We start from the raw sequence: 11,849 nt of genomic DNA, 5'->3' as shown, positions 1-11,849 counted from the left end.
CCGGGCGTGCCACACCTACGGAGGTTTCGATGTCGCTCATGGACAAGGCCAAGGAGGCCGCGCAGAAGGCCAAGGAGCAGGCCGACCGCATGGGGAACAAGATCGAGGATCAGGCCGACGAGTTCGAATCCAAGTTCTACGAGGCGACCGGCGACGCCAAGCGCCGGGCGACCGAGGCACGGGACAAGGCCGAAGGCGCCATGCGCGACGCCAAGGACAAGCTCGGCGGCGGCCGGTAGGCGGGAGCACGCGTGGCCGACGAGGACAACAATCTCACCGCGACATCCGACGAACTCGCCGAGAACATCAGCGATACCGCTGGCGAGTGGGCCGAACGCGCCGGGGACGCGGCGGGGCAACTGGCCGAGAAGGCCAGCAGCGCCGCCGCCGAACTGGCCGACCGCGCCCAGACGGCCGCGGCCGAATTCGCGGATATGGCCAAGGCATTGGCCGACAGGCTCGCGGGTGAGGACATCCAGAAATCGCTCGATCAGGCTCGTGCGAATCTCGAGGGCGCGGCCGCCGACGCCATGCGGGCGCTCAACGAGATCGTCGAGAACCTGAAGAACAAGATGGGCGATTCGTAGCACCGCGGGTTCTCGACCCCGACCGTCTGCGGGCCGGGGTCGAGAACCCGTCCACACGGGGGATTCACAGGGGACATGCCAACACCACAGAGGACGGAGTACGTGAGCGCACCGAGCAGCGTTTCATCCGATACGAGCGCGGTTCACCCTCGATCCGCCGTCGAACCCAGGGTGTTCTGGCCCGCCGCCATCGTGGTGGTCGCGTTCACCGTCTACGCCATCGTGTTCCGCGAAACCGCCGCCGAGCAGGCGAAAGCCTTGCAGGACAATGTGATCGGCGGCATGGGTTGGTACTACATCGTCATCGTGTCCCTGTTCGTGGTGTTCGCGATCTGGTTGGGGCTGGGCCGATTCGGCAGCATCACCCTCGGCGACGACGGGGAACCGGCCGAGTATTCGATCACCGCCTGGCTGGCCATGCTGTTCGCCGCTGGGATGGGAATCGGGCTGGTGTTCTGGGGTGTGGCCGAACCGCTGTTCCACTACGACGATCCCCGCCCGGGCGTGGGCGATACGGACGCCCAGCGCGCCGACGCCGCCATGGTGCAGACGTTCCTGCACTGGGGAATCCACCCGTGGGCCATCTACGTGGTGGTGGGACTGGCCATCGCGTACTCGATCCACCGCCGCAAGCGTCCGGTGTCCATTCGATGGGCGCTGGAATCGCTCGCTCCGGAACGCATTCGCGGCTGGCGCGGTGACCTCATCGACATCGTCGCGGTGATCGGAACCGTATTCGGTGTGGCCACCTCGCTCGGGCTGGGCGTGCTCCAGATCTCGGCGGGCCTGAACTACCAGGGCTGGATCAACCAGCCCGGCAAGGGCTTTCAGGTGGTGCTCATCATCGCCGTGACCCTGCTGGCCACCGTCTCGGTGGTGACGGGCGTGGACCGGGGCATCAAATGGCTGTCGCAGATCAATATGGGGCTGGCGGGCATGCTGCTGCTGTTCGTGCTGGCGGTCGGTCCGACGCTGTTCATCGTGAACGACCTGGTGCAGAACATCGGCACCTACCTCCAGCAGTTGCCCAAGATCAGCCTCTACACCGGCGCGACCGAGGGCCCGAAGGGCACCAACTGGACGCAGCAGTGGACGGTCTTCTACTGGGGCTGGTGGATCTCCTGGGCACCCTTCGTGGGCGTGTTCATCGCCCGTATCTCGCGCGGGCGCACCGTGCGTGAATTCGTGGCCGGAGTGCTGTTGGTGCCGACGCTGCTGACCTTCCTCTGGTTCAGCGTCTTCGGCGGTGCCGGGCTGTTCCGCGAGATGTTCGGCGGCGGTGGACTCGTCGGGCCGGAGGGTCCCGATCGCGACAGCGCGCTGTTCTCCCTGCTGCACACGCTGCCTGGCGGCGCGCTCACCGCGGGCATCGCGATCCTGGTGATCGTGCTGTTCTTCGTCACCTCCGCCGATTCCGGTGCGCTGGTGGTGAATATGATCTCCTCCGGCGGCAATCCGGAGCCGCCGGTATGGAGCCGGGTGTTCTGGACCTGCTCCATGGGCACCGTGGCCATCGCGCTGCTGGTGGCCAGCGGCGAGGGCGCACAGGCGCTCACCACCCTGCAGACCGTGGCGGTGCTCATCGCACTGCCGTTCAGCGTGGTCATGCTGGCCATGTGCGTGGCCCTGGTGCGCACCTTCCGCAGCGACCGCGCGACCCGCACCGGCCGGACGCCGAAACGCGCGGGGGTGGGCTGAGTCACGAACCACCCCACCGACGTTGGCAACTTCACAGCTAATAGACCCGGTCGCCGAGGCGAAATCGCGGCTCGATCCGCCTTAGACTGCGCGCGGCACTAGTGAACCGGCGCGGATTGGATTCAGCGGATCATGTTCAAGGGTTTCAAAGAGTTCCTGATGAGGGGCAATGTCATCGATCTGGCGGTGGCGGTCGTCATGGGCACAGCCTTCACCGCCATCGTGACCTCGGTCACCAAGGGGCTGATCGAACCCCTGCTGGCGATTCTGGGCACCAATGGTGAACTGGGCCTGGGCTTTCAGATCGTCGGCGACAAACCCGCCACCTTCGTGGCGGTGGGGCCGATCATCAGCGCGGCCATCAATTTCGTCATGGTGGCGGCGGTGCTGTACTTCGTGCTCATCCTGCCGATGAACCACCTGAAGAAGCGGTTCGCCACCCCGACCGAGGTCAAGGCCGATCCCACCGAGCTGGAGTTGCTCGCCGAGATCCGCGACCTGCTGGTGGCGCAGCGCGCCGCGGGTGACGGCAAGCACGCGCTGGCGGCGCGTGCCACCGGCGACGGGCCGAACGGCGATTCGGCCACGAAGTAGCGCGAACGGCCGTGCCCGGCGCGGACATTCTCCGTTTCGGGCTATCGTCGTTAGCCGAACCATTGCCAACACGCGAGGCGAGGAGGCGCGACGATGGACCGGGTCCCCCACGGGCAGGTGCCCGCACCCGATTCCGACAGCGCGGACGCCCCGCTGCCCGGACGCTGGGCCATGCTGGCGGTGCTGTGCGCGAGCCTGCTGCTGGTGGCCATGGACGCCACCATCCTGAATGTGGCGCTGCCCTCGCTCATCCAGGACATGCAGCCCAGCCCGATCGAACAGCTGTGGATCATCGACATCTACGGTCTCGTCCTGGGCGGCCTGCTCATCACCTGCGGTGCGCTGGGCGACCGGCAGGGCCGAAAGCGCTTGTTCCTCATCGGCTTCGTGCTGTTCGGCCTCGCCTCGGTGGTGGCGGCGACGGCGCAGCAGCCCTGGCAGCTGATTCTCGGGCGGGTGCTGCTCGGCATCGGCGGGGCCATGGTCATGCCGTCCACGCTGTCGCTGATCCGCACCATCTTCACCGACGACCACGAACGCACGCTGGCCATCGGCATCTGGGCGGCGGTGGCCGGGGCAGGCGCGTGCGTGGGCCCGGTCGCCGGTGGTGTGCTGGTGGAGCACTTCGGATGGTCGGCCGCGTTCTGGATGAACGTTCCGGTGGTCGTGGTGACGGTGGCGGCCGGTATCGCGCTGCTGCCGGAGTACCGCGCGCCGCAACAGGGTGGCCTCGACCTCACCAGTGCGGCGCTGTCCATCGCCGGTGTGGTGGCGCTGGCCTGGAGCATCAAACACCTCGCCGCGGGCAGTGTGACGGTGCTCGACGCGGCGATGCTGCTGGTGGCGCTGGCGCTGCTGGCATTGTTCACGCTGCGGCAGCTGCGCTCGGCCGATCCGCTGCTGGATGTGCGGTTGTTCCGCAATCGCACCTTCCTGGCGGCGGCGCTGGCGACACTGGTGGCCATGCTCGCCATCGGCGCGGCGCTGTTCCTGATCTCGTTGTGGCTGCAGTACATTCACGGCTATTCACCGCTGGAGGCGGGTGTTCGCACCATTCCGGCGGCGGTGGCGACGCTGTTGGGGTCGCTGGCCACGCCGTGGCTGCTGCGCCACGTCGGGGTGCGCACCGTGCTCGGCGTGGGATTGTTCGCCCTCGCCGCCGGTTTCGCCGTGCTGGCGATCTCGCCGGAGCCCACCGTGTACCCGGTGGTGGCGCTGGTGCTGGTCGCCCTCGGGCTCGGGGACGGGCTCGCGGTCACGACCGCCGCCGCGGTCATGGTGGCGGCGGTGCCGCCCGAGCGTGCGGGTCAGGCCGGTGCCGTCGAGGAGACCAACTACGAACTCGGCATCGGTTTGGGGGTGGCGCTGCTCGGCAGTATCCACGCCCGGATCTTCGCCGCCCATATGACGGGTTTGCCGCTGCGCGGCGATGATCTCGAGACCGCGCAGGGCTCCGTCGGCGGTGCCGCCTATGTGGCGAGCCGTGCGGACGGTCCGATCGCCGAGCAGATCCTCACCACCGCCGGCCACGCTTTCGACCTCGCCCTCACCACCACGGCGTGGATCTCGGTGGCGCTGGTCGGCACGGTGGCGCTGCTCGCGGTGACCCTCGTCCCTCGCGGCTTCAAGGCCACCGCCAGCCACTGACAGCCTCGACTGGTATCCGCAGCCCACCCGATCGTCGACCGGGCACGATCGTCGACCGGGCACGGTTGCCGACCGGACACGGTTGCCGGGTGCGAGGTTGTCGGTCACGGGGGTTGTCGGTCACGGGGGTTGTCAGCCGCGGGCGGGGGCGGCGTCGGCCAGTAGGACCGTTTTCAGTTGGGCCAGGCCGGATCTGATGCGGGCCTTGGCGGCGGGTTCGCCGATGCCGAGGCGGGCGGCGACCTGGCGGTAGGTGAGGCCGCAGTAGAAGGCCAGTATCACCGATTCGCGTTGGCGTGGGGTGAGGGCGGTCAAACCCGTTCGTACCGCGTGTTCTTCGTGGCGACGCACGATCTCCTCGGCCACCACGTCGGCCGGGCGGCGGTAATCGCTCGCACCCCAGCGGTTTTCGTACCCGTAGGCGGTGCGTTCGCGGCGCACGCGGTCCACCGCCTGATGGTGGGCCAGGGCGCACAGCCAGGTGAGGGCGTTGCCGCGCGCCGGGTCGAAGGCGGCGGCGCTGCGCCAGACCTGGAGGTACACCTCATGACAGGTCTCCTCGGCGTATCCGATGTCGCGCACGACGGCCCGCACCCGGGAGAACACCAGTGTGCGGGTGGCGCGGTAGAGCCGGTCGTAGGCGTCGCGGTCGCGGTCGCCGACGCGGCGGAGCAGATCGTCGTAGTCGCTGCCGCGGCGGATCGGGCGGGCGGCGGCGGGTGCCGCCGTGGTACACGGTGGTTGTGACATGAGTGAAGCCCCCGGGTGGATATGCAGGATCGCGGACGGGCGTCGAGGTTCTGGACGCTCGCTTGTCATTGCGGAATCCATCCGGGGACAGGGGATCTCGGCTCCGCAGTGCTCAGGCTACTCCGTCGGCGAAATTCACATCGGGGATCTTCGCCAGGTCACTCAGATTCGCAGACCCAGCTCCACGATGCCGCGGGCGACGGCGTGCACGGTGACCCGATTGCGCCGGGCGTGGGCACGAATGAGCTCGAACGCCACGGCGGTCGTGGTGCCGTGCGCGTGGGCGATGACGCCCTTGGCCTGTTCCACCACGATCCGCGAGGTCAGCGCGTGCCGCAGTTGGGCGGTGGTGCGCTGGTGCTGGCGCACCTGATGTCTGCTGAGAATGTGTTCGGCGGCCATGGTGGCCAACAGTGCGGCACGGTGCACGTCGCGCCGCGACCACGGTCGCGGCGCATGCGAATACAGGCTCAGCACACCGGCTTCGGTGTCGTCCACGCGCATGGGGATGGCCGCCACGGCGCAGATGCCGTGCCGTCGCGCCAGATCGGCGTACTCCGGCCAGATGTCACGGTAGCGCTCGATCTCGGTGATGGTCATGGGCGCTCGGCACGAGAAGGCCACCGCGCCGGGGCCGTCGCCCCGATCCCACTGGCAGGCTTCGAGTTCCAGCAGTTCCTCGGGCAGCGCCCCGAACAGTTCCGGCTGATCGGGCAACCGGACCGCGACGGTGACCCCGTCGGGCTCCAGTACGCCCATGGCGCTGCGCAGGACCAGCAGCTCACCGTCTGACACCGCCATCACCCCGATCGCCGGACATACGTCTCCGCCGCGAAAAAGAACCCGTGCCGCGCCGCCCAACATCCCATCGTATGAGAACGTGAAGCTTCAACGGAATAGCCGTCTCATTCCGGCTCGAAACATATGCTCCGGTCCACCACGCCCCGTGCCACCTGGACCAGCGAAAGCCCGTGGGAGAAGGCGTATCCGCGCATCCGCGCGTAGGCGTCGGTCACCTCGATGCCGAGCTGGGCGCTGGCCATCCCCGCGGCCTGGTGGATCCACCGGCTCGACGACGGCTGCCCCCAGCGCCGCGTCTCCCCCTCTGCCGCCAGGACGAGGCTGGCGGTGACCAAATCGGCGACGTGCAGGCTCGCCGTCACCAGCCGGGGCCCGGGCCGCCCGATCGCGTCCCGGTACAGATCGAGCGCGCCGAGCCTGGCTCCGCCCAGGCGCAGCGGAATCGCCAGCAGGGATCCGCGCGGGGCGGCATCACCCAGCGCCTCGGCGAATCCGGGCCAGCGCTCGACCTCGGTGGCCAGGTCGGGAACGGCGACCGGCACTCCGTCGTCCACCGCCGACACCGCCGGCCCTTCCCCGGCGGTGGCCTGCGCGGCCTCCACCCGGTCGGCGATCTCGTCACTGGCGCACCAGGGTTGCAGTCCGGCATCGCGCTCCTCGAGCACGATGGCCGCCCGCCGCACCGGCAGCACGTGCACGCAGGCCCCGCACACGGCCACCAGTCCGCCGCCGCCGTCGCGCACCGACCGGAGGAACTGTCCGGTCAGCTGATCGAACTGTGCAGCACCCATCGCACCGAACCACCCCACGACACCTTGTTGGCAGCCAGTATCCGCAGGGTAGCCCGGCCGGTCCAGAGTCGAAAGTCCCTCGTGCACAGCACGATCGGTCGGTACGTTCCCGATGCGGCGGCTACGATTCCGCGACCGTCCGGTGCGGGACACCGAGCCGGGACAGTCCGCGCAGATCGTAGGTGTGCGTGGCGACGGCCCCGAACAGCAGGCCGATCCCGAGTCCGAGCACCGTCATCCAGATGCCCTGGCTCAGTCCCGCTTCCAGATGGCCGTCGAAGAACAGGATCGCGCGCACGGCCAGGTAGATCTGGTGCATGGGCTCGAAGGCGGCCAGATCGGCGATGTAGCGCGGGGTCGCCTCGATCGGAATGGACCCGGACGAGGACGGCAGTCCGAGCACCACGAACAGGACCATGTTGACCACCAGCCCCGGCGTGCCGAAAGCGGCCAGCACCGACAGCCCGGTCACCGCGACCGCGACCACGGCCAGGGTGCCGTACAGGAACAGCGTGAGCGGATGGTCGACGGGCATGTCCAGCAGGGTGGCGATGCCGAGGAAGATGGCGGACACGATGGGCGCGGTCACCACCGCGACGCCCCATTTGAGCAGCAGCGTACGCCAGCGACTGATCGGCGCGGGCGGCGAATTCCGGTAGTAGGGACCGTATTCCGCGGGCGCGTAGCCGAGCGAGGAGTCCACCAGCGAGTGGATGATCATGGCACCGCTGAAGCCCGCGAACAACAGGATGAGCGTGTAGAAGAAGGCCGACAGCCCCTGTCCGGTGCCCTCGGGCAGCGGACGGTAGGGCGCGATGTCGATGTTGATCGGCTCGGCGAGCTGCAGGCGCGCGGCCCCGGTGAGCGCGGCGGCCGCGGTCTCGCTACCCGGCGGCGGTCGCAGCTGCGCCTCCACCCGCTCGGTGAGCTGGGTGCCGACGGTCGCGTTCACCTCGCGCATGGCACGATCGGTCACCCGCTGCATGATCGAGGCCGCGTAGGTGCCCGCGCGCGGGTTGGTGTTGACGGTGATGATGGGCCGTTCCACCTCGCCGGGCACCACGGCGGCCGCGCCGAGAATGGCCATCCGCTTGGTGAAGTCCCCGGGGATGATGATGGCCCCGTAGACCTGTCCGTGCTGGAGTTGCCGCCGGGCCTCGTTGATGCCGAGCAGGCGCAGGTCGATCTTGTCGGCCGGAACCTTCTCGACCATGGCCGCGGTGATCTGGTCGCCGAAGTTGACGGGCTGCCCGTCGAGGGTGTCGCCGACGTCCTGATTGACCAGCGCGACCGGGAAGTCGTGCAGATTCTTCTCCGGGTCGGCGGTGTAGCCGAGGTACATGGTGCCCAGCAGTGCGGCGAGCAGGCTCACGACCGCGATCGGGAAGGCCCATCCGCGCGGGGAGAGGTGGCGTCCGGGTGCGGGGGCCGTCGCGGCGGCGGGTTGGTCTTGGGGTGCGTTCGTCTCATCCACGTGCGCACCGCTTTTCGCCTCGGGGGCGCTCTGGTTCGTCATAACCTTCGCCAATGTAGGCAGTGACTACAAAGTAGTCAATGCCAACATCGCGGATGTGTCGGATATCCTGTGCGGACCATGTCCATCCGTTCTCGCTACCACCACGGTGATCTGCGCTCGGCGCTGCTCCAACGCGCCGAGGCCACCTTGCGCAAAGTAGGGGTGGACGGCCTGTCGCTACGCCAGCTGGCCCGCGATATCGGCGTCAGCCACGCGGCCCCGAGCCGCCACTTCCGCGATAAGCAGGCCCTGCTCGACCAGCTCGCCGCCACCGGCTTCGACCGGCTGGGCGAATGCTTCGCCCACACCGTCACCGACGGACCGGTGACCGAACGCCTCTACGGCATGGCCCGCGCCTACCTGCGCTTCGCCGTCGAGAATCCGGAACTGCTAGCCCTCATGTTCGCCCGCAAACAACGCTCCACCTCCCCCGAACTGTCCGCGGCGGTGCAGCGCGCCTTCGCGGTGCCGGTGGACCTCATCGCCGTGGGACAGGCCGAGGGCGAGATCGTGGCCGGTGACCCCAAACGTCTCGGTCTGACCGCCATCGCCGCACTACAGGGCGTCGCCACCATCGTGGCCTCGGATTTCACCAGCGACTACGACGCCGACCAGCTGCTGACCGATATGGTCCGCCACCTCACCCACGGATTGCGTCCCCGCCCCTGAGCGATTCCCGCCCCGGCAGCCGCCCGGCTACGGTGTGTGACGTGACAGTGGAGGGCAGGCAGTACGGCGGGCGGGCCGTGGCCGAGCGCAGGGCCGAGCGACGGCAGCGCTTCCTGGACGCCGCGACCAAGATCTTCGCCGAACGCGGCTACGCCAACTGCTCGCTGGCCGACGTGTGCGCGGCGGCCGGACTGTCCAAACGACAGTTCTACGAGGAGTTCGAGACCCGCGAGGACGTCCTCGTCGCCGCCTACGACCGGATCCAGGACGAGGCCGGGGCCGCCATCGCCGCGGCGCTGGGCGATCTCGCCGGCGGCGATCCCACCGCCGCCGTCACCCAGGTGCTGGCGGCGTACCTGGCCTCCATCGACTCCGACCCGTACCGCGCCAAGGTGGCCTTCATCGAAGTGGTCGGCGTGAGCGAGCGTATGGAACAGCATCGTCGCGCCCGTCGCCACGCCTGGGGCCGGGTGGTGCTGGCGGCGCTGGAACCCATTGCCGGATCCGGTGCGCGGGTGCGCGGCAATCCGGCCCTGGCCACCAGCGCCCTCATCGGCGCGATCAACGGCCTGGCGCACGAATGGCTGCTGGAGCAGCCGCGCCCACCGGTCGACGAGCTCGTGGAACTGCTGGTGCCGATCGCGGTCGCCCTCATCGACCGCTGACGGCCGGATCAGCCGAGCTGGCGTTGGAAGTAGGTGTACTCCAGCGCGGTGGTGTACGCCCGCTCGTCATTGTTCGAGCCGCCGCCGTGGCCGCCCCGAGTGGCCTCGTAGAACAGGTACGGGTGCCCCTGTTCGGCCAGCCGCGCGGCGAATTTGCGGGCGTGCTGCGGGCCGACCCGGTCGTCGGTGGTAGTGGTCCACACCAGCGGTTCCGGGTAGACCACCCCGGGCTTCAGCTGGGCGTAGGGCGAGATGGAGGCGAGGAAGGCGCGCTGCTCCGGATCGGCCACCGTGCCGTACTCGTCCACCCAGGACGCCCCCGCGGCGATCTCCTCGTAGCGCAGCATATCCAGCAGCGGCACCGCGATATCGACGGCATTCCACAGGTGCGGGCGCTGCACGCCGACCAGCAGTCCGCCGTTCGAGCCGCCCTGGATGCCGAGGTGGCGCGGCGTGGTGATGCCTCGGGCGATGAGATCCTGTGCCACGGCGGCGAAGTCGTCGTAGGCGCGCTGCCGGTGCACCCCGCGCGCCGCCTCGTGCCAGCGCGGCCCGTATTCACCGCCGCCGCGAATATTCGCCAGCACGTAGACGCCGCCCCGCTCCAGCCACAGGCGGCCCAGCACCCCGTCGTAACCGGGTGTGGACACCGAACCGAACCCGCCGTAGGCCGACAGCACGGTGGGATTGGTGCCATCGAAGGCCATCCCGGCGGGCCGGACCACGAAGTAGGGCACGCGGGTGCCGTCCGGCGAGGTGGTCTTCCTCTGCTCCACCACGTAGCGCGACGAATCGAACCGGGCCGGAGCCATTTTCACCGGGGTGGCCACGCCGCTGGCCGTATCCAGGCTCAGCAGCGTGGTCGGGGTGAGGAACGAGGTCACCGACAGATAGGCGATATCGCCCGCCGCGTCGGCGTCCACGGCCTCCACGGTGGCGTTCTCGGGTACGGGAACCGGTGCGGCGGACCAGGTTCCGTCCGGAAGCGGGGTATGGACGGTGGCGCGCCCGCGCACATCGTCGAGCGAGGTGACCACGATCCGGTCGCGGGTGACGAGGACGCTGCCCAGCGCCTCCCGCGGGCCGGGCACGTACACCGGCACCGGCCGCATCCGGCTCGGGTCGGCGGTGAGCTCGGCCACCCGCAGCGACAGCAGGCTTCCGGCGGCGTGGGTGACGCCCGCGACGGTCCAGTCCTGCCGCAGACCGATCAGCAGTCGATCGCCGATCAGGCCCTCCAGGTCGTGCTTGGGCGGGATGCCGAGCAGTTCCGGCGCGCGGCCGTCGAAACGGCTCACCTCGTGCTCGAAGAAGGTGGTGCCGCGCCGGATCAGGCTCATCCGGCCGCCCGATCCGTCCTCCAGCAGCACCGGCTGAGTGGCGAGTTCGTCGGCGGGGTCGCCGCGCAGCACCTCCACGGCGGCGTCGAGTGGCTGGCCGCGCCGCAGCTGTTTGACGATATAGGGGTAGCCGGAGGCGGTGACCTCGCCGGGCCGCCACTCCCGCGAGACCAGCAGCGTATCGAGGTCGAGCCAGGCCACGTACTGCTTCCCGCGGGGCAGCGCGAACCCATTGTCGACGAATGCGCCTGTGGTGCGGTCGAATTCCCGGACGGTCACGGCATCCTCGCCGCCCTCGGACAGGCGCACCAGACATCGGGTGTGCCGGATCGGATCGCAGTCGATGCCCTTCCACACCCAGTTCTTGCCGTCCGCCCGCGCGACCGCGTCGAGGTCCAGCACCGTGGTCCAATGCGGTTGCGGTGACTCGTAGTCGGCTCGGGTGGTCTCGCGCCAGATACCGCGCGGATGCTCGGCGTCCTGCCAGAAGTTGCCGACCCGTCCGTGTTCGAGCCTGGGCACGGGGATCCGATCGGGCGAGTTGCCGAGTTCCCGGGCCACCGCGAGGTTGCCGGGGAAGTCCGGATGCCGTTCCAGCACATCGAGAGTCCGCGCGTTCTGGTCGGCCACCCACTGCCGCACCCGGGGGCTGTCGAGTTCCTCCAGCCACAGGTGCGGATCCTGTGCACCGTCCGCCGTACCGCATGCCGCGATCACCGCGACCACCACGGCCGCCAGCGCCGTCCGCCACCACCTGCCCACGCCACCCATGAAGCCCCCTTCGGTATCGG

At 69.2% G+C, this 11,849-nt stretch carries 12 protein-coding genes; 7 read left to right on the top strand and 5 right to left on the bottom strand.

Annotated features, from left to right (window positions below; genetic code table 11):
• Nucleotides 1-29: 29 nt before the first annotated feature.
• From FOH10_RS05115 to FOH10_RS05095, 5 genes are all read left to right on the top strand, one after another.
• Nucleotides 30-239: a CsbD family protein gene (locus FOH10_RS05115; protein ID WP_143979827.1), complete on the top strand. Its 210-nt coding sequence runs from the start codon at nt 30-32 to the stop codon at nt 237-239.
• A gap of 12 nt (nt 240-251) precedes the next feature.
• Nucleotides 252-587 (top strand): hypothetical protein, encoded by a 336-nt coding sequence (locus FOH10_RS05110; RefSeq protein ID WP_143979826.1) that lies wholly within the window; start codon nt 252-254, stop codon nt 585-587.
• 171 nt (nt 588-758) lie between these two features.
• The gene (locus tag FOH10_RS05105; protein WP_221937924.1) at nt 759-2,285 is read left to right on the top strand and encodes a BCCT family transporter; all 1,527 of its coding nucleotides are present in this window, start codon (nt 759-761) and stop codon (nt 2,283-2,285) included.
• Between the two features lie 132 nt (nt 2,286-2,417).
• On the top strand, nt 2,418-2,879 hold the full coding sequence (gene mscL, locus FOH10_RS05100) for a large conductance mechanosensitive channel protein MscL (RefSeq protein ID WP_029931862.1): 462 nt from the start codon (nt 2,418-2,420) through the stop codon (nt 2,877-2,879).
• 93 nt (nt 2,880-2,972) lie between these two features.
• Entirely contained in the window at nt 2,973-4,526 is a 1,554-nt protein-coding gene (locus FOH10_RS05095; protein WP_221937923.1) for an MFS transporter, read from the top strand.
• A gap of 132 nt (nt 4,527-4,658) precedes the next feature.
• Here FOH10_RS05095 and FOH10_RS05090 read toward each other — a convergent pair whose 3' ends face one another.
• From FOH10_RS05090 to FOH10_RS05075, 4 genes are all read right to left on the bottom strand, one after another.
• Nucleotides 4,659-5,276, bottom strand: a complete 618-nt coding sequence (locus FOH10_RS05090) for a sigma-70 family RNA polymerase sigma factor (protein ID WP_143979824.1) — start codon at nt 5,274-5,276, stop codon at nt 4,659-4,661.
• A gap of 162 nt (nt 5,277-5,438) precedes the next feature.
• Nucleotides 5,439-6,071: a GAF and ANTAR domain-containing protein gene (locus FOH10_RS05085; protein WP_186000726.1), complete on the bottom strand. Its 633-nt coding sequence runs from the start codon at nt 6,069-6,071 to the stop codon at nt 5,439-5,441.
• A 110-nt stretch (nt 6,072-6,181) separates the two neighbouring features.
• Nucleotides 6,182-6,868 (bottom strand): GAF and ANTAR domain-containing protein, encoded by a 687-nt coding sequence (locus FOH10_RS05080; protein ID WP_051038249.1) that lies wholly within the window; start codon nt 6,866-6,868, stop codon nt 6,182-6,184.
• 121 nt (nt 6,869-6,989) lie between these two features.
• A complete protein-coding gene (locus FOH10_RS05075; RefSeq protein WP_143979822.1) occupies nt 6,990-8,384 on the bottom strand; it encodes a YhgE/Pip domain-containing protein in 1,395 nt (464 codons plus the stop codon).
• Nucleotides 8,385-8,462: 78 nt separating this feature from the next.
• Here FOH10_RS05075 and FOH10_RS05070 point away from each other — a divergent pair, with 78 nt between their 5' ends.
• Both FOH10_RS05070 and FOH10_RS05065 read left to right on the top strand, forming a co-directional pair.
• Entirely contained in the window at nt 8,463-9,053 is a 591-nt protein-coding gene (locus FOH10_RS05070) for a TetR/AcrR family transcriptional regulator (protein WP_143979821.1), read from the top strand.
• Nucleotides 9,054-9,094: 41 nt separating this feature from the next.
• Nucleotides 9,095-9,718, top strand: a complete 624-nt coding sequence (locus FOH10_RS05065; protein ID WP_143979820.1) for a TetR/AcrR family transcriptional regulator — start codon at nt 9,095-9,097, stop codon at nt 9,716-9,718.
• A gap of 8 nt (nt 9,719-9,726) precedes the next feature.
• On the opposite strand, the gene FOH10_RS05060 is transcribed toward FOH10_RS05065, so the two are convergent.
• Nucleotides 9,727-11,829, bottom strand: a complete 2,103-nt coding sequence (locus FOH10_RS05060) for a prolyl oligopeptidase family serine peptidase (RefSeq protein ID WP_143979819.1) — start codon at nt 11,827-11,829, stop codon at nt 9,727-9,729.
• Between the last annotated feature and the right edge of the window lie 20 nt (nt 11,830-11,849).

This window comes from Nocardia otitidiscaviarum (assembly GCF_007362295.1).
Lineage (GTDB): Bacteria > Actinomycetota > Actinomycetes > Mycobacteriales > Mycobacteriaceae > Nocardia > Nocardia otitidiscaviarum.
Note: the sequence above shows the minus strand (reverse complement) of the source record. Positions and strands in the feature narration are given on the sequence as shown.

Excerpts from the sequence above, each read along its gene's own strand:
- FOH10_RS05115 (WP_143979827.1), top strand. The coding sequence starts at position 30 with ATGTCGCTCATGGACAAGGCCAAGGAGGCCGCGCAGAAGGCCAAGGAG.
- mscL (WP_029931862.1), top strand. The coding sequence starts at position 2,418 with ATGTTCAAGGGTTTCAAAGAGTTCCTGATGAGGGGCAATGTCATCGAT.
- FOH10_RS05095 (WP_221937923.1), top strand. The coding sequence starts at position 2,973 with ATGGACCGGGTCCCCCACGGGCAGGTGCCCGCACCCGATTCCGACAGC.
- FOH10_RS05090 (WP_143979824.1), bottom strand. The coding sequence starts at position 5,276 with ATGTCACAACCACCGTGTACCACGGCGGCACCCGCCGCCGCCCGCCCG.
- FOH10_RS05080 (WP_051038249.1), bottom strand. The coding sequence starts at position 6,868 with ATGGGTGCTGCACAGTTCGATCAGCTGACCGGACAGTTCCTCCGGTCG.
- FOH10_RS05075 (WP_143979822.1), bottom strand. The coding sequence starts at position 8,384 with ATGACGAACCAGAGCGCCCCCGAGGCGAAAAGCGGTGCGCACGTGGAT.
- FOH10_RS05070 (WP_143979821.1), top strand. The coding sequence starts at position 8,463 with ATGTCCATCCGTTCTCGCTACCACCACGGTGATCTGCGCTCGGCGCTG.
- FOH10_RS05060 (WP_143979819.1), bottom strand. The coding sequence starts at position 11,829 with ATGGGTGGCGTGGGCAGGTGGTGGCGGACGGCGCTGGCGGCCGTGGTG.